Below are 21,682 nucleotides of genomic sequence, written 5' to 3'. Positions count from 1 at the left end.
TCCGGTCAGTGCTCGTAGGGGTCGAGCGAATCCCTAAGCCCGTCGCCAAGAAAGTTGAAAGCCAGAACGACGATGATGATCGGAATCATCGGGATCGCCGTCCAGGGGTAGATCTCGATCGAGGCGAGGTTCTGCGCGTCGTTCAGCATCACCCCCCAGCTGACCGCCGGCGCGCGCAGGCCGAGGCCCAAGAACGACAGCGCCGTCTCGCCCAGGATCATCGCCGGGATCGACAGGGTGGCGCTGGCGATGAGATGCGACATGAAATTCGGCAGCAGGTGCTTGCGGATCACCCGGCCGGAGGTCGCGCCCATCATCTCGGCTGCGCGGACATATTCCTCTTCGCGCAGGGCCAGGAACTTGGCCCGTACCGACCGCGCCAGACCCGGCCAGTCGAGGATGCCGAGGATGATCGAGATGATGAAGAACACCGCGACCGGCCCCCAGTTCGACGGCACCGCCGCCGAGAGCGCCAGCCACAGCGGCAGCTCGGGCAGCGAGCGCAGGATCTCGATCACGCGGTTGATGATCCAGTCCGTCGTGCCCCCGAAATAGCCCGCGATACTGCCCAGAAGGATGCCCAGCGAGAACGACACCGCGATCCCGATCAGCCCCACCGTCAGCGACAGCTGCGCGCCATAAAGGATCCGGCTGAACACGTCCCGCCCCAGCCGGTCCGAGCCGAGTATGAAGATCGTCGCCCCTTCGGGGGCGCAGAACAGGTGCATGTCGGTCTCGATCAGCCCGGCCAGCCGGTAGCTGCCCGCCCGGCAGAAAAATTCCAGCGGCATGGGCCGGGTCGTATCCGGCACGAATTTCCACTGGAAGGTCTCCAGGTCCGCCTCGGCAGTGGTGGGATAGACGAAGGGGCCGACGAATTCGCCCTCGTGGAACCAGTGGATCGCCTGCGGCGGCGCGTAGAGCCGTTCCTCGTCGCGTTCGTTCGCGGTGTAGGGGGCGAAGAACCCGACGAAGGGCAGCAGCAGATAGGCCGTCAGCAGGAAGATGCCCGATACCAGCCCCAGCCGGTGCGTCTTGAACTTGCGCCAGATCAGCACCCAGTTCGGCGCGTCCAGATCCCGCCGCTCCAGCGTCTGGATGCTGGCCTGGGGGTCATAGGGCGCCTCGTCCACGAAACGGCCGTCGGGAAGCTGCCTCATGCCTCGCGCCCCTCATACCGGATGCGGGGATCGAGCATCACCAGAAGAATGTCCGAGATCATCGTGCCCACAAGCGTGAGCAGAGCCACGAACATCAGGACAAAGGCCGACAGGAACTGGTCCTGCGTCTTGAGCGCGGTCAGCAGCGTCGGGCCGATGGTCTGCAGCCCCAGTACCACCGACACCAGAACCGAGCCCGACACCATGCTGGGCAGCAGGTTGCCGATGTCGGCGACGAAGGGGTTGAAGGCCACGCGCAGCGGGTATTTCGCCAGCATTCGTGCCGGCGACAGCCCCTTGGCGATGGCGGTTTCCACATAGGGCTTGCCCAGCTCGTCCAGCATGTTGGCGCGCAGCCGCTGCTGCATGGCCGAGGCGCCCGAGGTGCCGATCACGATGGTCGGCACGATCAGGTGGATGAGGATCGACTTCATCTTGTCCCAGCTCAGCGGCTGGCCTTCATAGACCGGGTCCATCAGCCCGCCGATCGGCAGGTCGAAATACTTGTGCCCGTAATAGAACATGATGAGCGCAAGCAGAAAGTTCGGCGTCGCCAGTCCCAGATAGCCGATGAAGGCGGTGGTGTAGTCCACCCATGTCCGTGACCGCGCCGCCGCCAGCACCCCCAGAGGCAGGGCGGCGGCATAGACGAACATGACCGCGGCGAAATTGACCAGCACGGTCAGCCACAGGCTGTCGCCGACGATTTCCGCCACGGGGCGGTCGAATTCGAAGGACCAGCCGTAATTGCCCTGGATCAGCCCGGAAAACCCGTGCGGCCCCGGCATGAAGCCCATCCAGATCATGTATTGCTTCCACAGCGGCTGATCGAGCGAATATTCGCGCCGCAGAAATTCCGCCTTGGCCACGCCGGCGGACTGGCCCGACGCCTTGAGTTCGGCGATCTGGTTGGACAGGTAGTCGCCCGGGGGCAGGTTGATGATGATGAAGATCAGCACCGACGCGACCAGAAGCGTCAGCAACATCGTGCCGAAGCGGTAGATCGCGTAGCGAAGGATCTCCATGCCTGTGCCCCTGCCTCAGTCGAACCAGAATTCGTCCATGCGGTGGACGCCGAAATGCGCCCCCGGATCCCAGGCCCACATGCCCTTTTCCGGCACGTTGCGCAGCCGCTTGTTGACGACGATCGGCTGGGGCGCCTCGTTCAGCGTGCCGATGGCAAAGACGTTGTCGGCATGGATCTGCAGCATCTCGCGCCACGCGGCGGCGCGTTCGTCGTCCGTGGTGGCGCGCTCCCACTGGTGCAGAAGCTCCAGCAGGCGCTGCGCCGGTTCCATATCGGGCGGCTCGCCCGCGGCGCCGTTGGTCTGGTAGTACTGGCCCCATTTCGGCCAGGCCAGGAACACTTGGTCGGTGGGCGCCACATAGGCCGGAGATGTATAAACCTGCGGCAGCCCGTTGTCCCAGCCATACCAGACCGAGGCCATGGTGGTTCCCGCGAACACCCGGTTGCGCAGGATGTCGCGGTCCAGCGGCCGCATCACCAGCTTCACGCCCACGTCGCGCCAGTTGTCGGTGATGATCTGCAGCGCGTTCTCGACCTCCTGCCGTTCGCCGGCGGTTTCGATCACGATCTCCATCTTGCGCCCGTCCGGCAGCGTCCGGTAGCCGTCCGGCGTGCGCCCGGTCAGCCCGGCCTCGTCCAGCAACCTGTTGGCCAGATCGACGTCATGGCTTGCCCAGGCGGCGTGGTGCTTGGGGTTGTAGAACGGGCTTTGCGGCAGCACGGACATTGCGCCCGGCTTGGCCAGCTTGAAATAGAGTGCTCGGTTGATCGACTTGCGGTCGATCGCCAGCGAAAGTGCCCGCCGCACCCGCACGTCGCGCAACACCTCGCGCCAGACCGGATCGGCGTAGTTCAGGTTGGGAAAGATCGCCACCTGCGAGGCGACCCCGGTCTTCCACAACAGAGTCCGATAATTACCGCCGTCGGATTCCCCCTTGCGCAGGATCGAGATGTCGCGGAAATCGAGCCCACGCCCCTGCAGGTCGGCCTCGCCGGCATTGGCCTTGGCCGCCACCAGCCCCGGCGCGACGATCTGCATCTCGACCACGTCGATATAGGGCAGCTGCACGCCGCGCGCGTCCACCCGGTGGTAATAGGGGTTGCGCACGAACAGGTTGCGCACCTTCTTGCCCTGCGTGGCGTTCATCCACGGCTGCAGCGTCGGCAGGTCCGGGTTGTCGAACTTGTACATGTTGTCGCGCTTGTTGTGCAGCGCCGCCCAGCTTTTTACCCGGGCATCCTTGATCGCCGCGGCCAAGCTGTCGGGGTCGGAATACTTGGCGTGGAACTGCTTGAGGTAATGCGCGGGACGATAGATGAAGGGCGGCCGCGCCTGCGCCAGCGACTGCAGGAATTGCGGGTTGGGCCTGTCCCAGGCAAACACCACGGTGGTTTCGTCGGGAAAGGTCACGGTGGGCAGCTCGCCCTCGACCCGCAGAAAATCGGGCGGACCCGCGGGGCTGAGTTCGGGATTGTTGGCGACGTCTTCCCACCAGTAGCGGAAATCCTCTGAGGTGAACGGCGCGCCGTCCGACCACTTGTGCCCCTTGCGCAGATGAAGCGTGAACCTGCGGTTGCCGTCATTGTCCACCGCTTTCAGAATGTCCGGGACCAGGTTGTATTTCTCGTCATAGCCCACCAGCCGCGCATAGCCATAGACCACCATCTGGCGGATGTCCTTGGAGCGCGTGACCATGGTGCGCAGCGTGCCGCCGGGTTTGCCGAAGCTGCGGCCCTTGGTCTCCAGATCCACCACCAGCGGCTCGGCGGGGACACGTTCGGCGACCGGGGGCAGGTGGCCCTGCTTCACCTCGTCCAGCCAGAAGGCGCTTTCCTGCAGCTCCAGCGCCTGCGCGCGCGGGGGCAGGGCCGTCAGCATCAACGCGCAGAGGACAAGCAGAAAGGGTTTCAGACGTTCAGGCATGGCAACGCACCTTGTGGCCGGGTTCGACTTCCACCAGCGAAGGTATCACGGTGTCGGTGAAACGGAAGGGCTCGTCCCAGGTCTCGGGCGCGCCGGCCCCCAGTGCGACGAGCTTGAGATTGATCGGGCGTTCGATGTCGGGCGTCGGATGGGCCGCGATCAGCGCCTTGGTGTAGGGGTGTTTGGGGTTGTAGAACAGCGTCTCGGGCGGGGCCTGTTCGACCACCAGCCCCTGACGCATCACCGCCACTTCGTCGGCGATGCGGGCCACCACGGCAAGATCGTGGCTGATGAACAGGTAGCTGAGGTTCATCCGGTCGCGGATGTCCTCCAGCAGTGTCAGGATCTGGTCCTGCACGCTGACGTCCAGCGCCGAGGTGGGCTCGTCGCAGACCAGAAGCGAGGGGTCCAGCATAAGCGCCCGCGCGATCGACAGCCGCTGCCGCTGGCCGCCGGAAAAGGCATGCGGATAGCGTTTCAGCATGTCCGCGTTGAGCCCCACCAGTTTCAGCATGCGCGCGGCACGTTCGCGGCGTTCGGCGCGCGTGCCGATGCCGTGGATGTCAAGCGGTTCGGTCAGCGCGTCCTCGATCCGCATGCGCGGGCTGAGCGAGGAATAGGGATCCTGGAACACCATCTGCGCCTCGCGCTGAAAGGCGACGCGGGCGGCGCGGTTGAGCGCGTGCACGGCGATCGGTTCGCTGCCCGGTTCGGGGCGGAACAGCACCTCGCCGCCGGGATCGGGCGGTTCGGCGGCCAGCGCGATCCGCGCCGCCGTGGTCTTGCCCGAGCCGCTTTCGCCGACGATGGCCAGCGTGGTGCCGCGCGGCAGGTTGAGGTCGATTCCGCGGCAGGCGCGGATTTCCATGTCGGGCTTCCACGGGTTGCGGGTGCGCAGGGTATAGGTCTTGGAGACGTTGCGCATCTGAAGGATCAGGTCGTCCTCGGGCGGCGGTTCCACAGGGTGCGGGGTGGCGGGGATCGCCGGGGCAGCCTGAAACAGCTGGCGCGTATAGGGGTGGACCGGGTCTTTCAGGATCGGTTCGGCCGGGCCTTCCTCCATCACGCGGCCGCGATACATCACCACCACGTTTTCGGCCATGTTGGCCACCACGCCCAGGTCATGCGTGACCAGGATCATCGCCATCCCGGTGTCGCGCTGCAGATCCTTGATGAGGCCGAGCACCTGCGCCTGGGTGGTCACGTCCAGCGCCGTGGTCGGCTCGTCAGCGATCAGCAGATCGGGTCTGGCCACCATCGCCATCGCGATCATCGCCCGCTGGCGCATGCCGCCGGAGAGCTCGAACGGGTAGCTGCGCCAGGTGCGTTCGGGATCGGGAAAGCCGACTCGGTGGAAGGTGTCCAGCACCTCGCGTTTTGCCTCGCGTTCGGACATGCCGCGGTGCAGCCAGAGCACCTCGGCCACCTGGTTGCCGATCCGGTGCAACGGCGACAGCGATCGCATCGGTTCCTGGAAGATCATCGAGATCAGGTTGCCGCGCACATGGCGCATGCGGCGTTCGCTGATTTCGTTCAGCGCCAGCGGGCCTTCGTCGCCATCGAACAGGATCCGCCCCGACAGGAACCGGGCCGCGCGGGGCAGGATGCGCAGCACGGCGCGACAGGTCACGGTCTTGCCCGAGCCGGATTCGCCCACCAGCGCCAGCGTCTCGCCGCGGTTGAGCTCGAACGAGACGTCGCGCACGACCGGCTCGCCCTTGCCGAAGGCAATGGTCAGATTCTCGACTGTCAGAAGGGGCGCCATTCAGCCGTCGCCATCTGTCCGTTCATTGCGTGACATGACCTGATCGAAAAACTCCCACCTCTTCCTGGCTCACCTTCGCTTGTGGTGGGCGGTGTCGTCAAACCCCAAATGGCGAAAAGCGCCGGGTTTCCGGGATTTGCGGGGGTATGGGCTACACATCTTTGCGCCCATCTGGCATGAGAGGCTCAAACCGCGAAAGGGAAGAGCCGTGCCGACCAGACTTGACGTGTTCATCGACCGCATGGTGTCGCAGAGGGCCTGTCTTGATTTTGCCATCGCCGAGACCGCGCAGATGACCGGCCCGGTCTACGAACTGGGGCTGGGCAACGGGCGGACCTATCACCACATGCGGGAAAAGATCGAGGGGCGCCATATCTATGTGTTCGAGCGCAAGGTGGAGTCCCATCCCGATTCGACTCCGCCCGAGGAGCTGACCGTGCTGGGCGACGTGATGGAGACGCTGCCGGCCATACTGGTGAGGTTCGGCCCGGTGGCAAGCCTGATCCATGCCGATCTGGGCGGGCACAATCTGCAGAAGAACGATGCGTTCGCGCGCAAGGTGTCGCCGCTGATCGAGCCGATGCTGGCGCCGGGCGGGATCATGGTGTCCTCCGACCGGATGTATTTCGAGACTCTGGAAGAACTGCCCCTGCCGCCCGGCGCGGTGCCAGGGCGATGTTTTCTGTATCGGCGCTGAGGTGAGGGCGCGGGGTTTCGGATCGGCTGCGCCGATCCGACCGGGGCGAGGGGGCGCTGCCCCCTCGCGCTCCCCCAGGGTATTTGTCACCAGAAAGAAGCAGGGGCGGGGTCAGGGGGCGAACCGTTCCAGCGCCTTGCGGTAGAGAGGGGTGTCCACGTTGCCGCCGGAGATGACGGCGATGACCGCCTCTCCCTCGATCTGGTCGGCATGGAAGAGGGCCGCCGCCAGCGCCACCGCGCCACCCGGTTCGGCGACGACCTTGAGCCGGGCGAAGGCCTGGGCGATCGAGTGCAGGGCGTCGTCTTCGCTGACCACGAGCCCTGGCCCGCAGAGCCGTTTGAGGATCGGAAAGGTGACCTGCCCCGGCGCGGGGGTGATGATCGCGTCGCAGATCGAGCCGATGAGCCGGTCATTGTGCTGGATCCGGCCTGACGCGAGCGACCGCGCGGTGTCGTCGAAGCCTTCGGGCTCCACCGGGCGTACTCGCATCCCCGGCGCGCGCGCCTCGAGCGCCAGAGCGATTCCCGAGGTCAGCCCCCCGCCGCCGCAGGGGACGAGAACCTGCGCCTGCGCAACACCCAGTTCGGCCGCCTGTTCGGCGATTTCCAGCCCCGTGGTGCCCTGGCCCGCGATTACCTGCGGGTCGTCATAGGGTTTGATGAGGGTCAGGCCGCGCTCTTCGGCCAAGGCCGCGCCTATTTCTTCGCGGCTTTCGGTGGCGCGGTCGTAGAGCACCACCTCGGCCCCGAGTTCGCGGGTGTTGTCGATCTTGATGCGTGGCGCGTCCGAGGGCATCACGATCACTGCGGGCACCCCGTGCAGGTGCGCGGCCATCGCCACGCCCTGGGCGTGGTTGCCGCTGGAAAAGGCGATGACGCCGCGCGGGCGGGTTTCGGGGGGCAGTGCCGAGATCGCCGACCAGGCGCCGCGGAACTTGAAGCTGCCGGTATGTTGCAGGCATTCGGCCTTCACCAGCACCCGCCGGCCTGCGAGTTCGTCCAGAAAGGGCGAGGTCAGCAGCGGGGTGCGGCGCGCGTGGCCGCGTAACCGGTCGGCGGCGGCTTCGATCATGGCGATGGATGTCATCGGGCAAGCTCCAGCAAACGGTGGATCAGGTCGAGGGATTGCGGTTCGTCGAGAAAGGGCGCGTGGCCGCGGTCGGGCACCTCGGCGGTGATCAGATCGGGGCGGCGCGCCTGCATTGCGGCGACGGTTTCGGCGGCAAGAAGATCGGAATTGGCGCCGCGGATCAGGCCGGTCGGGATCGGCGCCAGGGCGTCGAACATCGGCCAGAGATCGGGGGGCGGCTCCGCCTCGGCCTGGGCGATCAGGGCATCCCGCAGGCGCGGATCGTAATTCAGCGCGAGCCCCTCGGGCGTGGCCCGGTATTGCGCCGCGGCCATGTGGCGCCAGCGGTCCATCGGTACGCCGGGAAAGGCCGCGGCGTGGAACGCGGCCAGCCCCTGCGCTGCGCCTTCCATGTCGGAGAAGGCCGGCTTGCGCCCGACGTAATCCACGATGCGGGCGATGGCGCCCGGTTCGATCACCGGGCCGACATCGTTCAGCACCACCCCGGCCAGCCGCTGGGGCGCGGTTGCCGCCATGGCCATCGCCACCAGCCCACCGCGCGAGGTGCCCAGAACCACGGCGCGTTCGAGACCCAGATGGTCCAGAAGTTCGAGGGCGCCCATCGCTTCGCGGCCGACATTGTAGGTCATGAAGTCGGGCGCGAAATCGGACCGGCCGCGCCCGCGCCAGTCCATGCGGATCAGGCGCGCATGCCGCAGGTGCGGCGCGACGAAGTCGAAATCGCGCGCATTCCGCGTGAGGCCGGAGAGGCAAAGCACGGGCTGGCCGGTGCCGTCGTCCTCGTAATACAGGCGCAGCCCGTCCGAGGTGGTGAACTCCGCCATCATGTCCCCGCAAGCGCCGGGATGCCGGTCAGGTCCGGCAGGACATTGGCGGGTTTCCATGGCAGGCGGTCCACGGGTTCGCCCGCGCGGTTGACCCAGGCGGAGACGAAGCCGAAGCCTGCGGCGCAGGCCGCGTCCCAGCCGTTTGACGACACGAACAGAACCTCTTTGCTGGCGCAGCCGAAACGGTCGTTCACCAATCCATAGACCCGTGCGTCGGGCTTGAAGATCCCGACGGTTTCCACCGAGAGCACGTCGTCCAGCACGTCCCCGATCCCGGCCGAGCGCACCGCGCCCTCAAGCATGTCGGGCGAGCCGTTGGACAGGATTGCGGTGTTGAACCCGGCCCGTTTCAGCGCGGCCAGCATGGCGGGCACCTCCGGGTAGGCCTGAAGCTCCCAGTAGAGGGCGAGCAGCCTTTCGCGCAGCCTTGCGTCGTCCGCCAGTCCGGTCGCCTCAAGCGCCCAGTCCAGCCCCTCCTGCGTGACGGTCCAGAAATCGGTGTGCGCGTTCGTGATTGCGCGCAGCCAAGTGTATTGCAGCTGCTTGGCGCGCCAATGGGCGGCGAGTTCCGGCCAGCGGTCCGCCAGCGCGGGAAAGTCCGGCTCGGCCGCGGCCTGGCGCGCGGCGGCGGAGACGTCGAACAGCGTTCCGTATGCGTCGAAGATGCAGGTGGTTATGGGCAACGTCTTCCTCCCTTTCGGGCGCGACATTGGCACAGGGCTTGGCCCTGGGAAAGGGGGCGCCTATGTTGGCGTCGATAAGCGCGACAGAGGGGCTGGCCATGCCGGACAGGATCGAGACGCTGCGGGACCGCATCCGCGATCTGCAACGGCAGATGGACGAGGAATGGGAAGCCCGGCGCGCGGCACTGCGGATCCACGTCGAACGCGGCCGGGTTCGGTTCGAGGACGAAGTGCGCCGCCGCCATCGCGCCGCGCGGATCCGGTGGCGCGATTTCCTGGCGCAGACCCGGCCGCTGGTGGTTCTGACCGCGCCGGTGATCTACGGGCTGATCGTGCCGTTGGTGCTGCTGGACATCGCGGTCAACCTTTATCAGCTGATCTGTTTTCCGGTCTATGGCATCCCGCGCGTGCCCCGGCGCGACTTCATCGCCATCGACCGCCATCACCTGGCCTATCTGAACGCGCTGCAGAAGCTGAACTGCGTCTATTGCGGCTATGCCAACGGGCTGATTGCTTATGTGCGCGAGGTCGCCTCGCGAACCGAGGCCTATTGGTGCCCGATCAAGCATGCCCGGCGGCTGCGGGGCACACATGAGCGTTATGCCGATTTCATGGATTACGGGGACGAGGATCGCTTTGTCGAGAAATGGGCCGAAAGCCGCGCGCGATTGCGGCAGGAGTGACCTCGGGGCGCGATTTTCACCGAATTCGCGTCCTTCGGGCCGAAGTTTCCGGCGGATCGGGTTTACATCCCGGTCTGAGCCACTACGTTAGCCCTTTCTGCAACTCCAGACGTATCGGAGCACATATGACCCAGGTCAAGACCGGCGACACCGTTCGCATCCACTACAAAGGCACCCTCAGCGACGGGAGCACCTTCGACAGCTCCGAGGGGCGCGAACCGCTGGAATTCCAGGTCGGCTCCGGCCAGATCATTCCGGGGCTGGACAAGGCGATCCCAGGTATGGAAGTCGGCGAGAAAAAGGTCGTCGAAGTGCCGTCGTCCGAGGCCTACGGTCCGGTGAACCCCGAGATGCGGCAGGCCGTTCCGCGCGAAGGCATTCCGCCCGAGATTCCGCTGGACATCGGTACCATGCTGCAGATGCAGACGCCCCAAGGCCAGGTCGTTCCGGTGACGGTGGTGGACGTCACCGAAACCGAGGTCACGTTGGATGCCAACCATCCGCTGGCGGGCAAGGACCTGACCTTTGCGATCGAACTGGTCGAGATCGCCTGATCCCGGCCAGCAGGTTTTCGGATTGGCCAGGCCAATCCGATCGGTGCGAGGGGCGCTGCCCCTCGCGCTCCCCGGAGTATTTCGGGCAAGATGAAGAGCCGATAGACCGCAAGGAGGCCGGGCGCCCTGTGTCCGCGCGCGGCTGGAGCGCGGGCAAGGGCATGGACGCGGGCGGTCAGGCCGCTGAGCCGTTACCTCTGTTGAGCCGGTTCTCCGCGGGCGATGGCGTCGATTCGGCCGGGCTGGCGGTCAACGGTCAATGGCCCGCCCCCAACCGGCGCACGGGAACCCGGCTTTGCGGCATCCGGCGCACGGGGGGCTTTTCGACGGAAGCCTGCGGCGTGGCCGCTCTGCGGGTGACCAGTTCGGGGTTGTCCGCGGCGCCATCGGGCACCACGACCACCGGTGCCGGCTCGGGAATCGCGGCGACGGTTTCGGGCTCTGTCTCGGGCATCGGCAAGAGCTGGCCCACGCGTTCGGAAACCGAACTCCCCGCCCCCTTGATCGCCGTCGAGACTTTCGGGTTCGACAGCAGGACGAGGATCATGAGAAACCCGCACAGCGTCACGAGCAGAACATGGAGGCGCCGACGGGCGGCAGGGCGGCGGTCAGGCGCCTGTTCGGGGTCGTCGATTATCCGGTCGAAATGTGCCATGTCCCCCGGTTAGCGCCCGAGTGTGACCTTGTTGGGGCAAGGCGATGGAATTTCCCGGAAACCCTGTCGGGTTCACATGTTCTCGTGCTGCGGCATGCCGAGGACGTGATAGCCGCCATCCACGCGGATGATCTCGCCCGTGGTGAACTTGCCCGCGTCGGAAGCCAAATAGACCGCCGTGCCGCCCACCGCCTCGAGCGTCGCGTTCTGGCGCAGGGGCGCGTTGGCCTCGGTGAACTTGTAGGTCTTGCGCGCCCCGCCGATCGCCGCGCCCGCGAGCGTCTTCATCGGGCCGGGCGAGATCGCGTTCACCCGGATGCCTTCGGGGCCGAGATCGTTGGCCAGATACCGCGTGGCCGATTCCAGCGCCGCCTTGGCCACGCCCATCACGTTGTAGTTCGGCACCACGCGGGTCGATCCCTGGTAGGTCAGAGTCAGCAGCGTGCCACCATTGTCCTTCATCAGCGGATAGGCGCGGCGCGCGACCTCGATGAAGGAATAGGCGCTGATGTCCAGCGAGGTCTTGAAGTTCTCGCGCGAGGTGTTGATGAAGCGCCCGGTGAGTTCCGACTTGTCGGAATAGGCGATGGCGTGCACCAGGAAATCGATGGTCGGCCAGCGATCCGCCAGCGCCGAAAAGGCGGTCCCGAGCGAGGCGTCGTCGGTCACGTCCACATCTACCATGAAATCCGACCCGACGCTTTCGGCCAGCGGCGCGACCCGTTTGCCGAAGGCCTCGCCCTGGTAGGTAAAGGCCAGCTCGGCCCCGGCTTCGTGCATCGCCCTGGCGATGCCCCAGGCGATCGAGCGGTCATTGGCCACGCCCATGATGAGGCCGCGTTTTCCCTGCAGGACTTTGGTCATGGTTTGGTCACCCGAGATACTTGGACAGGATCATGGAGCCATTGGTGCCGCCAAAGCCGAAGCTGTTGGTCATCACGCTGTCGAGCCCCGCGTTTTCAACCATCTCCAGTGCGATCTCCGAAGGCCTGATCGCCGGATCCAGCGTTTCGACGTTGATCGAAGGCGCGATGAAGTCGTTGTCCAGCATCAGCAGGCTGAACACCGCCTCGAGTACGCCGGCCGCACCCTGGGCATGGCCGGTCATCGACTTGGTGGAACTGATCGGCGGGGTGCTGCCTTCGCCGAATACGCGGCGCACCGCTTCGACCTCGCCCACGTCGCCCACGGGGGTCGAGGTGCCATGCGCGTTGATGTAGCCCACCTTGCGGCCCTCGGGCAGGGTGCTCAGCGCCAGCCGCATCGCGCGTTCGCCGCCTTCACCGGAAGGCGCGACCATGTCGTGCCCGTCGCTGGTGGCGCCGTAGCCCGTGACCTCGGCATGGATCTTCGCGCCGCGGGCCCTGGCGTGTTCCAACTCTTCCAGCACCACGATCCCGCCGCCGCCCGAAATGACGAACCCGTCGCGGTCGGCGTCGAAGGCGCGGCTGGCGCGTTCCGGCGTGTCGTTGTATTTGCTGGACATCGCGCCCATCGCGTCGAACAGGCAGGACAGGGTCCAGTCCAGTTCCTCGCCGCCGCCGGCGAACATCACATCCTGCTTGCCCATCATGATTTGCTCGGCCGCGTTGCCGATGCAGTGCAGGCTGGTCGAGCAGGCCGAGGTGATGGAGTAGTTGATGCCCTTGATCCTGAACGCCGTTGCCAGGTTCGCCGACACCGTCGAGGACATGCATTTCGGCACCGCAAAGGGGCCGATCCGCTTGGTCGCGCCGGTCTTGAGCACGGTCTGATGCGCGGTCAGCAGGGCGCTGGTCGAGGGGCCGCCGGACCCGGCGACCAGTCCGGTGCGCGGGTTGACGATGTCCCCCTCTTCCAGACCGGAATCGGCGATCGCCTCTTTCATCGCGATATAGGCATAGGCCGCGCCGGGGCCCATGAAGCGCAGGGTGCGTTTGTCCACATGGTCCGCCACGTCGATCTTGAGCGTGCCGGCCACCCGGCTGCGAAAGCCGTGCTCGGCCATGTCGGGGCTGAACTCGATGCCGGATTTGCCGGTCCTGAGCGCGGCGAGCACTTCGTTTGCATTGTTGCCGATCGAGGAAACGACCCCCAGTCCGGTGACGACGACGCGACGCATGGACGAACTCCTGTAGCAGTAATTTCGGGCACGGCCAGAGAGGTCAGCTCTCCGACAGCGCCACCTTCATGTCCTTGACCTGATAGATCACCTCGCCATCGGCTTCCACCCGGCCATCGGCCACACCCATGGTCAGCCGCCGGGTCTGGATCGCCTTGGTGAAATCGACGTAATAGGTCAGCATCTTGCGGTCGGGGCGGACCATGCCGGTCAGCTTGACCTCGCCCACGCCCAGCGCATAACCGCGCCCCTTCCAGCCGCGCCAGCCCAGGTTGAAGCCGGTCAGCTGCCACAGCCCGTCAAGCCCGAGACAGCCGGGCATGATCGGGTTGCCGGGAAAGTGGCATTCAAAGAACCACAGGTCGGGGTCGATGTCGAACTCGGCCACCACATGGCCCTTGCCATGTGCGCCGCCGTCCGCGCTGATGTCGGTGATGCGGTCCATCATCAGCATCGGCGGCGCGGGAAGCTGCGCGTTGCCGGGGCCGAACAATTCGCCACGGGCGCATTTCAACAGGGCTTCCTTGTCGAAGCTCTTCGGGTATTGGGACATGCTGTCGGCTCTCCTCGCTCCGCCGCCTGACCGTCAGGGGTCTTTGTTGCCCCTGTAGCACCGTGGCGTCACCGCCCGCAAGGCCGCAACGGGCGGGGTGCCGTTCGGTTCGGCGCGTTCAGCTGCGAATGAAATTCAATTGAAATCCAGACCGGCCGCATCGTATAGTGCGGGGCGACGCAACGGAACGGATCTGGGCATGACGCGCGAAAGCCTGCGGATCGCAAGCGACTGGCTGAACGGGGCGGGGCTGCGCCCGACGCGGCAGCGGATTGCGCTGGCCGAGCTGCTGGTGGGCGACGGCAAGCACCGCCATGTCACCGCCGAAAGCCTGTTCGAGGCCGCGCGCGAGGCCGGCGCGGCGGTGTCGCTGGCGACCGTCTACAACACGCTGCGCGCCTTTTGCGCGGCCGGCGTATTGCAGGAAATCACCGTGGACGGATCGAAGAGCTATTTCGACACCAACACCCACGACCATCCCCATTTCTACTGGGAGGATGAAGGCCGGCTGTCCGATGCGCCCGCCGATGAGTTGGAGATCGCGCGCCTTCCGCAGGCCCCCGAGGGGGTCGAGGTGGCTTCTGTCGATGTGGTGATCCGGCTGCGGCGGAAATCCTGATCCGGCGCTCTGGCGCCGGGGGGCGGCGTTGCGACAGGGTGTCTGCGGACGGCAAGGAGCGGGCGCATGACGCATCCCCTGATAACTGACGCGGACATCGACACCTTCCAGCGCGACGGCGTGGTGTTGGTGCGGGGGTTGCTGGCGGATTACGTCGAACTGCTGCGCGCGGGCGTCGAGGCCAACATGGCCGCGCCCGGGCCTTATGCGTCGGAGAACGAGAAGCCCGGAGAGACGGGGCGGTTCTTCGACGATTATTGCAACTGGGAGCGGATCCCGCAATTCGCCGAGGTGGTGCGCCATTCCCCGGCGGCCGAGGTCGCGGCGGGCCTGATGCGGTCCGAAACGGTGCAGATGTTCCACGACCACGTTCTGGTCAAAGAGCCCGGCACCTCGATGGCGACGCCGTGGCATCAGGACGGGCCCTATTATTTCGTTGCGGGTCGGCAGACCGTCAGTTTCTGGGTGCCGCTGGACCCGGTGGAGGAGGCGACGCTGCGCTGCGTGGCGGGGTCGCACCGCTGGGAGAAGGAGGTGCTGCCCACGCGCTGGGTCACGGAAGAGGGCTATTTCCCCGACGAGGGGCAATACATGCCGGTCCCCGACCCGGAGGCCGAGGGGATGCGGATCGTGGAACATCCGATGCGGCCGGGGGATGCGCTGGCTTTCGATTTCCGCACCCTGCACGGGGCGCGCGGCAACATGAGTGCATCAAGGCGGCGGGCGTTTTCGCTGCGGCTGGTGGGGGAAGATGCGCGCTATGTCGATCGGCCGGGGCGGACGTCGCCGCCCTATCCGGGGCATGGCATGCGGCCCGGCCAGCGGCTGCGCGAGGACTGGTTCCCGGTGATCTTTCGCCGGTAGCGGTTTTCAGGCGGCCGCGCCTGCGGCGCGACACCGATTGCTGGGCGCGCCTGCAGCGCGCCGGCCTCCGGCGGGGGTATTGGGGGCCAGAAAGAAGCGGCAGGTCAGTCCCAGAGAGTGACCGGCTGGCCCTGGTCGCGCAGGTGGTCGGCCTTTTCCTGCACGAAGCGCTGGAAGTGCTGATCGCGATAGGTGTTGCCGGCGGCGAACTCGAGTCCCGCGAGGAAGTGGAACGGCTTGAAATAGCCGGGCATGCGGAACGCCTCGGCCTCGCGCATGGATTTCGCGCCTGCGTCGCGGCCATTGATAAGGATCACCGTCGGGGTGAAGTTGACATGCCATTTCTTGGCGATCTGCTTTTCCGACAGCACTTCGCCGTCGAAATCGGTGACCTCGCGGTCGCCCCATAGGTTCAGTTGAAGCACGACATAATGTTTCTTGAGATAGGACACAATGTCGTCGCGGCGGAAGTTGATCCGGTGCAGTTCGCGGCAATAGGGGCAGCCGCGCTGTTCCCACAGGATCATCAGGTGCTTGCCTTGGCTGGCGGCCTCGGCAAGGTCCTCGGACATGTCGAGGAACGAGGTGTGAAACCAGTCCTGGGTATAAAGGCCGTCATCGTCCACGGCCGGTTCGTGATCGTCGTCGCTGGCGCGGGTTCGGGTAGCGAGCATCGGCGCGGTCGCCGCGACGGCCAGAAGCGTGCGTCGCGCAATGGTCATTGCGTTCTCCCCTGAATACTCTCATTCAATCACCATGATTTATGAATGAAAAAAGCCGGTTTGAACAGTTCGGAGCCAGGCGGCGGGGTCAGAACCACTGCCCCGGCTCCATCAGACCGAGGTCAAGCAGCTGACGGGAGTGCCATTCGAACGGCGCGGAATTGTGCCAGACGAAGGTCTGGACGTCGAAGGTGGAGCCGGGATTGCGCTTGAGCGCCTTGGCCGTGCGGAACGAGCAGATCGCCGCGGTCAGATTGTGGTGCCAAGGGCAGGAATAGGTGTTGTATTCCTGGTCGTTGAAGGTGTGATCGGGTTGCAGCTCCAGCCCCGGCTTGGCGCGGAACAGGGCGATCCGGTCGATCTTGCGGGCTGGTTTGGGAATGTGTTCCTCGTAGCGCCAGCGGACGCCGCCGAAGAAGTCGAGCTGGCGTTCGCGCGGGTGACCGGTTTCGGGATCGGGGCGGGACTGGGCATAGTAGCCGGATCGGTCCAGGTGGGCGCGGTCCAGCGACACGGCATCGGGAAAGGCGGTCAGGTCGTCCGCATAGAGGTCGATGACGTAAGTGAGCATCGCGTCGCGCCGTTCCTCGGCGTGGAAGGCCAGCATCTCGCCCACGGTGCGGGTTTCGCAGAACGGATAGAACAGGTATTCGGCGTTGTAGCAGTAATACATCCAGGTGCCCGTCGGGGCGGCGGTGATCATCCGGTTGATGGCGGCGAAGACCGCCCCGCGCGGGCCGCAATCGAAGGAGATGCGGGTGAGCCTGTCGTTTTCGGCCACGTCCCGCGGCAGCGCGAAGGCGTCGGGCATCAGGGCGAGGACCGACTTGAACCCGCATTCAAGATGGTGGCGCAGGGTCGAGGCGGTTTCGGTGTCGTCCTCGATGAAGATCATGGCGACCGGGGCCTTTTTCAGAGCCGGGGCGCCTTGTTTCAGAAATTGGTCCAGCGTCGGGTTCGACAAGGTTCTGCTCCGCTTCGCCTGCGTTCTTTTGCCAGAGATTCGGTGAAACAGGCGTGCATTGCAAGGCCGCGCCGAAAGGGCTATGTGACGCGCTGATCCAGCGATTGCGAAGGCCTGTCCCAATGACCACCCCGAAGAAGCTGTTCATCAAGACCTATGGCTGCCAGATGAACGTCTATGACAGCGAACGCATGGCCGAGGCGCTGGGCGGCAAGGGATATGTCCCAACCGACCGGCCGGAAGAGGCGGACATGATCCTGCTGAACACCTGCCACATAAGGGAGAAGGCGGCCGAGAAGGTCTATTCCGAGCTGGGCCGGTTCAAGGGGCTGAAGGCGGAGCGGCCGGATCTGAAAATCGGCGTGGCGGGCTGCGTGGCGCAGGCCGAGGGCGAGGAGATCATGCGCCGTCAGCCTCTGGTGGATCTGGTGGTGGGGCCGCAGAGCTATCATCGCCTGCCCGAACTGGAGGAACGCGCCCGGACCGGGGAAAAGGCGCTGGACACCGATTTCCCCGAGGAGGACAAGTTCGACGTTCTCAAGGACCGGCCCAAGGCGCAGCGCGGGCCGACCGCCTTTCTGACGGTGCAGGAGGGGTGCGACAAGTTCTGCGCCTTCTGCGTGGTGCCCTATACCCGCGGGGCAGAGGTATCGCGCCCGGTCGATCGCGTGCTGGCCGAGGCGCGCGATCTTGTCGATCGCGGCGTGCGCGAGATCACGTTGCTGGGCCAGAACGTGAATGCCTATCACGGCGTGGGGCCGGATGGCGGCGACTGGTCGCTGGCCCGCCTGATCTGGGCCCTGAACGATGTCGACGGGCTGGAGCGGATCCGGTTCACAACCAGCCATCCCAACGACATGACCGACGATCTGATCGAGGCGCACGGGCAGTGCGAGAAGCTGATGCCCTATCTGCATCTGCCGGTGCAGTCGGGCTCGGACCGAATTCTCAAGCGGATGAACCGCAGCCACACCGCCGAAAGCTATCTGCGGCTGGTCGAGCGGATACGCGCCGCACGGCCCGACATCCTGATGTCGGGGGATTTCATCGTCGGCTTTCCGGAAGAAACCGAAGAGGATTTTCAGGCCACGCTGGATCTGATCGAAGAGGTCAAATACGGCTATGCCTATTCCTTCAAGTATTCCCCCCGCCCTGGCACGCCGGCGGCCGAGCGCGCGCAGGTGCCGGCGGATGTGGCCGACGAGCGTCTGCAGCGGCTGCAAGCGCTGATCACGCGCCAGCAGCGCGAGGCGCAGGAAGCGATGGTCGGGCGCGAGGTCGGCGTGCTGTTCGAACGGCCCGGCCGCAAGCCGGGCCAGATGGTGGGCAAGTCCGACCATCTGCATGCCGTGCATGTCGAGGCCGAGGGCATCCGGCCCGGCGATCTGGCGCGGGTCAGAATCGTGGCCTCGGGGGCGAATTCTTTGGCGGGCGAGATTATCGGCTAGAAGCATTTGCGAAACTTCGCCTCGGGGCGGCCGCCGCGGTTGCGGCGCTTTGCAAAAATCAACAACAATCTGTGTTTGTTGCCGCTGTTGTGTCCAAATCGGCCACAATGTCACAAGATGTGGTGGATTTTCCTTCACAAGCCACAGGCTTTTCCCTAACCTTGAGCCAGCTTTGGTCCGGGGCGCCCTTGTCGTTGCAGGCGGGCAGTCCGGTGACGATTAAAAGGTGAGGGGCAAGAAGCGGTGTTTGAAATCAATTTGAAAAGAGGCACTGCGGCGCTGTGCGCGATCGCTGTCGCGGCGGCCGCGTCCAGTGCCGCCGCGCAGGGCAGTCAACAGAAAAAGGTCGTGGGCGAACGCTATATGCCGACGATCTGGGTTGACCCCGACGGCTGTGAGCACTGGGTGATGGACGACGGCGCCGAAGGCTATATGACGCCGCATGTCACCCGCGACGGCAAGCCGGTCTGCCGAACGGTCAACATGTGCGGCACGCTGCCGACGGATCAGTTCTTTGCCACCGACAGCTATCGGATCAGCGCCGCCGGGCAGAAGAAGCTGCGCGAATTCTTCCGCACGACCGGGGCCAAGGGCTACATGATTCACGGCCACACCGACAGCCGCGCCTCGGACGCCTACAACCGGCGTCTGTCGCAGAATCGCGCCAATGCCGTGGCCCGCGTGGCCAGGAGCGTCGGAGCCGCGGTCTACGAGGTCAAGGGGTTTGGCGAAAGCAAGCCGCGTGTGCCAAACGACACCCCCGAACATATGGCGCAGAACCGCCGTGTCGAAATCATCTGCGTGAAGTGAGGGAGGACGGGACATGAAAACTTCGATCAAGGTCGCCCTTCTCCTGACTGCGGGCATATTGGCAGGGTGCGACCAACGCGTCGACAAGACCGTGGACTACAACTTTTTCGACAAGCACGATCTGAGCGATCTGCAGGCGGGGATCTGGGTTGATCCCACCGGCTGCGATCACTGGATCATCGACGACGGTGTCGAAGGCTACCTTTCGCAGCGGCTCGACCGGAGCGGCAAGCCGGTCTGCTCGGGTGTGGCGCCGCCGGGCTATGCGGTCGGCCCCTTCAAGAAGGGGGACACGATCGACGACGTGCTCTGATGTCTGATCCGATCCTGTCACGCAATGGTCGTTCCGGTCACGGAGCGGCCATTTTTTGTTTCAATCACGTGAAATCCGGCCGCTTCGCCTTGAACGGGGGCGGCCGAGTTGGCACCTTTTTCCTGAAACACCAAAAAAGGAGAGCGGATTGGCCATCGGTGCCCTGACCCCTGCGCAAGACCCGACCACGCATCACGAGGTGCTGATCGAGTTTCCCGACAACCGGCTGCTGATTGACTTGTGCGGCCAGTTCGACCGAAACCTTGCCGACATCGAGAACCGGACCGGGGTTCAGATCGTGCGGCGCGGCAACCAGTTGGCGGTGATGGGCGAACCGGGGGCGCAGAAACAGGCGGTCGAGGTGCTGGAGGCGCTCTATGACCGGCTGGAATCGGGGCGCGAGATCGCATCCGAGGACATCGACCGCGAAATCCGCATGGGCGGGGGCGAACCGGGGCCCGCGCCGTCCTCGGGCGAACAGCTCGAGATGTTCAAGGGCGGCAAGGTGGAGATCAAGACCCGCCGCAAGCTGGTCGAGCCGCGCACCGATGCGCAGAAGGCCTATGTCCTGTCGCTTTACGAAAACGAACTGGCCTTTGGCATCGGCCCGGCGGGAACCGGCAAGACCTATCTGGCCGTCGCCGTGGGGGTGTCGATGTTCATCGGCGGGCATGTGGACCGGATCATCCTCAGCCGACCGGCGGTCGAGGCGGGCGAAAAGCTCGGCTATTTGCCCGGCGACATGAAGGAAAAGGTCGATCCCTACATGCAGCCGCTTTATGACGCGCTGAACGACTTTCTTCCGGGCAAGCAGCTGGCCAAGCTGATCGAGGAAAAGCGGATCGAGATCGCGCCGCTGGCCTTCATGCGGGGGCGCACCCTGTCGAATGCCTTTGTCGTGCTGGACGAGGCGCAGAACGCGACCGCGATGCAGATGAAGATGTTCCTCACGCGGCTGGGGGAAGGGTCGCGCATGGTCATCACCGGCGATCGCAGCCAGGTGGACTTGCCGCGCGGCATGCCGTCGGGGCTGGCCGATGCCGAGCGGCTGCTAAAGGGCATTTCCGGCATCGGATTCAACTATTTCACCGCCAGGGACGTTGTGCGCCACCCCCTGGTCGCCGCCATCATCGAAGCCTATGATGCCGACCGGCCGGGAGCCTGACGGAGCCCTTGCCGCCTGGGTTGCCTGTCTGATGATACTGGCGGGGGCGGCGCAGGCGACGGATTACCATGCCCTGTTCGAAAGCCGTTGCAGCAGCTGCCACGGTCATTCGGGCGATTTCGCGCGCGAAAGGCTCGCGGTTGGGCCCGAGGGTGTCAGGGGGCGGTCGGGCCGGGATCTCGTCCCCCTTTCTGGCCCGCCATGCGGGCGGACTGCCGCACGAGGAGATCTTGGGCCTGCTGGAGATGTTCGCCGCCCAGATCCGGTCGGATGCCACCTTCCGCGACCGTTGCCGCACATGTCATGACAGGGCGTATGGCTTCGCCAGACTGAACCTGATGGAGCGCGATGGTGTGCTTCAAGGCCGCTATTCGGGGCGTGCCGTGGGGCCGTTCCTGGCAGGTGGGCACGCGCGGCTGACGCCGGAAGAGCCGCCGAGATGACCTAGGCGCTGAGGCAGATTCTGCGGGGGCGGCGATAGGCGCGTTCGGCTTGACGGGGCGGGCAATTTCGTTTGAAAGGCCGCGATGAGCTTGGAAATCTCAGTCGAAGACGACCGCTGGGCGGCGCTGGACCTGTCGGCCCTGGCCGAGAGGGCCGCGGACGTGGCGCTGCGTGAGTTGGGCCTGGACCCGGAGGGTTGTGAAATCAGCCTGCTGGGCTGTGACGACGCGCGCATCGCCGCGCTGAATGCCCAGTTTCGCGAGAAGCCGGGCCCCACCAACGTGCTGAGCTGGCCGGCGCAGGGTCTTGCGGCGGATGCGCCGGGAGGCACCCCGCGCCGGCCGGAGCCGGACTTTGCCGGCGAGGTGGAACTGGGCGACATTGCGATCTCATGGGACACCTGCGAACGCGAGGCCCGTGCCGCCGGCAAACCGATCGAGGATCACGTCACCCACCTGATCGTTCACGGTCTTTTGCACCTGCTGGGCTATGACCACATCCGTGACGCGGATGCCACCCTGATGGAGGGTCTGGAGACGCGCATACTTGGCAGAATGGGTATCGATGACCCATATATGGATACAGAGGGGCCATGACGGCCCGTTTCGGACA

24 protein-coding genes are annotated in these 21,682 nt (G+C 65.4%); 11 read left to right on the top strand and 13 right to left on the bottom strand.

Annotated features, from left to right (window positions below):
- Positions 1–5: 5 nt before the first annotated feature.
- From C4S70_RS05000 to C4S70_RS04985, 4 genes are read right to left on the bottom strand one after another with little or no spacing between them, the layout of a single operon-like run.
- Positions 6–1,160 (bottom strand): ABC transporter permease, encoded by a 1,155-nt coding sequence (locus C4S70_RS05000; RefSeq protein ID WP_104007027.1) that lies wholly within the window; start codon positions 1,158–1,160, stop codon positions 6–8.
- Positions 1,157–2,185, bottom strand: a complete 1,029-nt coding sequence (locus C4S70_RS04995; RefSeq protein WP_104007026.1) for an ABC transporter permease — start codon at positions 2,183–2,185, stop codon at positions 1,157–1,159. The genes C4S70_RS05000 and C4S70_RS04995 overlap by 4 nt, the downstream gene beginning before the upstream one ends.
- A 15-nt stretch (positions 2,186–2,200) precedes the next feature.
- Complete coding sequence (locus C4S70_RS04990) at positions 2,201–4,111, bottom strand: ABC transporter substrate-binding protein (RefSeq protein ID WP_104007025.1); 1,911 nt, start codon at positions 4,109–4,111, stop codon at positions 2,201–2,203.
- A complete protein-coding gene (locus C4S70_RS04985) occupies positions 4,104–5,876 on the bottom strand; it encodes an ABC transporter ATP-binding protein (protein ID WP_104007024.1) in 1,773 nt (590 codons plus the stop codon). Before C4S70_RS04985 ends, C4S70_RS04990 begins: the two co-directional genes overlap by 8 nt.
- 208 nt (positions 5,877–6,084) lie before the next feature.
- On the opposite strand from C4S70_RS04985, the gene C4S70_RS04980 reads away from it, so the two are divergent.
- The gene (locus C4S70_RS04980; protein WP_104007023.1) at positions 6,085–6,573 is read left to right on the top strand and encodes a class I SAM-dependent methyltransferase; all 489 of its coding nucleotides are present in this window, start codon (positions 6,085–6,087) and stop codon (positions 6,571–6,573) included.
- Positions 6,574–6,684: 111 nt separating this feature from the next.
- Here C4S70_RS04980 and C4S70_RS04975 read toward each other — a convergent pair whose 3' ends face one another.
- Genes C4S70_RS04975 through C4S70_RS04965 form a run of 3 tightly spaced genes read right to left on the bottom strand, consistent with a single transcriptional unit; the run spans position 6,685 to position 9,175 of the window.
- Positions 6,685–7,662 carry a threonine ammonia-lyase gene (locus C4S70_RS04975; protein WP_104007022.1) on the bottom strand — a complete coding sequence of 326 codons (978 nt, stop codon included), beginning with the start codon at positions 7,660–7,662 and terminating at the stop codon, positions 6,685–6,687.
- Positions 7,659–8,489 carry an alpha/beta fold hydrolase gene (locus C4S70_RS04970; protein ID WP_104007217.1) on the bottom strand — a complete coding sequence of 277 codons (831 nt, stop codon included), beginning with the start codon at positions 8,487–8,489 and terminating at the stop codon, positions 7,659–7,661. Before C4S70_RS04970 ends, C4S70_RS04975 begins: the two co-directional genes overlap by 4 nt.
- Positions 8,489–9,175 (bottom strand): haloacid dehalogenase type II, encoded by a 687-nt coding sequence (locus tag C4S70_RS04965; protein WP_104007216.1) that lies wholly within the window; start codon positions 9,173–9,175, stop codon positions 8,489–8,491. Before C4S70_RS04965 ends, C4S70_RS04970 begins: the two co-directional genes overlap by 1 nt.
- A 98-nt stretch (positions 9,176–9,273) precedes the next feature.
- On the opposite strand from C4S70_RS04965, the gene C4S70_RS04960 reads away from it, so the two are divergent.
- A complete protein-coding gene (locus tag C4S70_RS04960; RefSeq protein ID WP_104007215.1) occupies positions 9,274–9,858 on the top strand; it encodes a hypothetical protein in 585 nt (194 codons plus the stop codon).
- A gap of 125 nt (positions 9,859–9,983) precedes the next feature.
- Complete coding sequence (locus C4S70_RS04955; protein ID WP_104007021.1) at positions 9,984–10,412, top strand: FKBP-type peptidyl-prolyl cis-trans isomerase; 429 nt, start codon at positions 9,984–9,986, stop codon at positions 10,410–10,412.
- Between the two features lie 256 nt (positions 10,413–10,668).
- Here C4S70_RS04955 and C4S70_RS04950 read toward each other — a convergent pair whose 3' ends face one another.
- The 4 genes from C4S70_RS04950 to fabA form a co-directional block, all read right to left on the bottom strand.
- Entirely contained in the window at positions 10,669–11,067 is a 399-nt protein-coding gene (locus tag C4S70_RS04950; RefSeq protein WP_104007020.1) for a hypothetical protein, read from the bottom strand.
- A 72-nt stretch (positions 11,068–11,139) separates the two neighbouring features.
- Positions 11,140–11,931 (bottom strand): enoyl-ACP reductase FabI, encoded by a 792-nt coding sequence (locus tag C4S70_RS04945; RefSeq protein WP_104007019.1) that lies wholly within the window; start codon positions 11,929–11,931, stop codon positions 11,140–11,142.
- Positions 11,932–11,938: 7 nt separating this feature from the next.
- On the bottom strand, positions 11,939–13,168 hold the full coding sequence (fabB, locus tag C4S70_RS04940) for a beta-ketoacyl-ACP synthase I (protein WP_104007018.1): 1,230 nt from the start codon (positions 13,166–13,168) through the stop codon (positions 11,939–11,941).
- A 43-nt stretch (positions 13,169–13,211) separates the two neighbouring features.
- On the bottom strand, positions 13,212–13,721 hold the full coding sequence (gene fabA / locus C4S70_RS04935; protein WP_104007017.1) for a bifunctional 3-hydroxydecanoyl-ACP dehydratase/trans-2-decenoyl-ACP isomerase: 510 nt from the start codon (positions 13,719–13,721) through the stop codon (positions 13,212–13,214).
- Positions 13,722–13,920: 199 nt separating this feature from the next.
- Between fabA and irrA the strand changes: the two genes are divergently transcribed.
- Both irrA and C4S70_RS04925 read left to right on the top strand, forming a co-directional pair.
- Entirely contained in the window at positions 13,921–14,340 is a 420-nt protein-coding gene (gene irrA, locus C4S70_RS04930; RefSeq protein WP_104007016.1) for an iron response transcriptional regulator IrrA, read from the top strand.
- Between the two features lie 66 nt (positions 14,341–14,406).
- The gene (locus C4S70_RS04925; RefSeq protein ID WP_104007015.1) at positions 14,407–15,204 is read left to right on the top strand and encodes a phytanoyl-CoA dioxygenase family protein; all 798 of its coding nucleotides are present in this window, start codon (positions 14,407–14,409) and stop codon (positions 15,202–15,204) included.
- 104 nt (positions 15,205–15,308) lie between these two features.
- Here C4S70_RS04925 and C4S70_RS04920 read toward each other — a convergent pair whose 3' ends face one another.
- Positions 15,309–15,926 carry a thioredoxin family protein gene (locus C4S70_RS04920; protein WP_104007014.1) on the bottom strand — a complete coding sequence of 206 codons (618 nt, stop codon included), beginning with the start codon at positions 15,924–15,926 and terminating at the stop codon, positions 15,309–15,311.
- Between the two features lie 88 nt (positions 15,927–16,014).
- Positions 16,015–16,890 carry a glycosyltransferase family protein gene (locus C4S70_RS04915; protein WP_104007013.1) on the bottom strand — a complete coding sequence of 292 codons (876 nt, stop codon included), beginning with the start codon at positions 16,888–16,890 and terminating at the stop codon, positions 16,015–16,017.
- Positions 16,891–17,012: 122 nt separating this feature from the next.
- On the opposite strand from C4S70_RS04915, the gene miaB reads away from it, so the two are divergent.
- The 6 genes from miaB to ybeY all read left to right on the top strand — a co-directional run bounded on the left by miaB (position 17,013) and on the right by ybeY (position 21,666).
- Positions 17,013–18,338, top strand: coding sequence for a tRNA (N6-isopentenyl adenosine(37)-C2)-methylthiotransferase MiaB (miaB, locus tag C4S70_RS04910; protein ID WP_104007012.1), 1,326 nt, complete (start codon positions 17,013–17,015; stop codon positions 18,336–18,338).
- Between the two features lie 258 nt (positions 18,339–18,596).
- Complete coding sequence (locus C4S70_RS04905) at positions 18,597–19,148, top strand: OmpA family protein (protein WP_407656708.1); 552 nt, start codon at positions 18,597–18,599, stop codon at positions 19,146–19,148.
- Between the two features lie 13 nt (positions 19,149–19,161).
- Positions 19,162–19,461 carry a hypothetical protein gene (locus C4S70_RS04900; protein ID WP_104007011.1) on the top strand — a complete coding sequence of 100 codons (300 nt, stop codon included), beginning with the start codon at positions 19,162–19,164 and terminating at the stop codon, positions 19,459–19,461.
- 148 nt (positions 19,462–19,609) lie between these two features.
- Entirely contained in the window at positions 19,610–20,626 is a 1,017-nt protein-coding gene (locus tag C4S70_RS04895) for a PhoH family protein (RefSeq protein WP_104007010.1), read from the top strand.
- 230 nt (positions 20,627–20,856) lie between these two features.
- Positions 20,857–21,069, top strand: coding sequence for a hypothetical protein (locus C4S70_RS04890; protein ID WP_146064174.1), 213 nt, complete (start codon positions 20,857–20,859; stop codon positions 21,067–21,069).
- Between the two features lie 84 nt (positions 21,070–21,153).
- Positions 21,154–21,666, top strand: coding sequence for an rRNA maturation RNase YbeY (gene ybeY / locus C4S70_RS04885; protein WP_104007008.1), 513 nt, complete (start codon positions 21,154–21,156; stop codon positions 21,664–21,666).
- Positions 21,667–21,682: the final 16 nt, after the last annotated feature.

Origin of the sequence: Jhaorihella thermophila (assembly GCF_900108275.1) — a bacterium.
Lineage (GTDB): Bacteria > Pseudomonadota > Alphaproteobacteria > Rhodobacterales > Rhodobacteraceae > Jhaorihella > Jhaorihella thermophila.
The sequence above is the reverse complement of the archived record's forward strand: the minus strand, read 5'-3'. Positions and strand labels throughout refer to the sequence as shown.

Bases quoted from the DNA above. Each gene is read 5' to 3' on its own strand.
- C4S70_RS05000 (WP_104007027.1), bottom strand. From the start codon at position 1,160: ATGAGGCAGCTTCCCGACGGCCGTTTCGTGGACGAGGCGCCCTATGAC.
- C4S70_RS04995 (WP_104007026.1), bottom strand. From the start codon at position 2,185: ATGGAGATCCTTCGCTACGCGATCTACCGCTTCGGCACGATGTTGCTG.
- C4S70_RS04990 (WP_104007025.1), bottom strand. From the start codon at position 4,111: ATGCCTGAACGTCTGAAACCCTTTCTGCTTGTCCTCTGCGCGTTGATG.
- C4S70_RS04985 (WP_104007024.1), bottom strand. From the start codon at position 5,876: ATGGCGCCCCTTCTGACAGTCGAGAATCTGACCATTGCCTTCGGCAAG.
- C4S70_RS04975 (WP_104007022.1), bottom strand. From the start codon at position 7,662: ATGACATCCATCGCCATGATCGAAGCCGCCGCCGACCGGTTACGCGGC.
- C4S70_RS04970 (WP_104007217.1), bottom strand. From the start codon at position 8,489: ATGGCGGAGTTCACCACCTCGGACGGGCTGCGCCTGTATTACGAGGAC.
- C4S70_RS04960 (WP_104007215.1), top strand. From the start codon at position 9,274: ATGCCGGACAGGATCGAGACGCTGCGGGACCGCATCCGCGATCTGCAA.
- C4S70_RS04955 (WP_104007021.1), top strand. From the start codon at position 9,984: ATGACCCAGGTCAAGACCGGCGACACCGTTCGCATCCACTACAAAGGC.
- C4S70_RS04950 (WP_104007020.1), bottom strand. From the start codon at position 11,067: ATGGCACATTTCGACCGGATAATCGACGACCCCGAACAGGCGCCTGAC.
- C4S70_RS04945 (WP_104007019.1), bottom strand. From the start codon at position 11,931: ATGACCAAAGTCCTGCAGGGAAAACGCGGCCTCATCATGGGCGTGGCC.
- fabB (WP_104007018.1), bottom strand. From the start codon at position 13,168: ATGCGTCGCGTCGTCGTCACCGGACTGGGGGTCGTTTCCTCGATCGGC.
- fabA (WP_104007017.1), bottom strand. From the start codon at position 13,721: ATGTCCCAATACCCGAAGAGCTTCGACAAGGAAGCCCTGTTGAAATGC.
- irrA (WP_104007016.1), top strand. From the start codon at position 13,921: ATGACGCGCGAAAGCCTGCGGATCGCAAGCGACTGGCTGAACGGGGCG.
- C4S70_RS04925 (WP_104007015.1), top strand. From the start codon at position 14,407: ATGACGCATCCCCTGATAACTGACGCGGACATCGACACCTTCCAGCGC.
- C4S70_RS04920 (WP_104007014.1), bottom strand. From the start codon at position 15,926: ATGACCATTGCGCGACGCACGCTTCTGGCCGTCGCGGCGACCGCGCCG.
- miaB (WP_104007012.1), top strand. From the start codon at position 17,013: ATGACCACCCCGAAGAAGCTGTTCATCAAGACCTATGGCTGCCAGATG.
- C4S70_RS04900 (WP_104007011.1), top strand. From the start codon at position 19,162: ATGAAAACTTCGATCAAGGTCGCCCTTCTCCTGACTGCGGGCATATTG.
- ybeY (WP_104007008.1), top strand. From the start codon at position 21,154: ATGAGCTTGGAAATCTCAGTCGAAGACGACCGCTGGGCGGCGCTGGAC.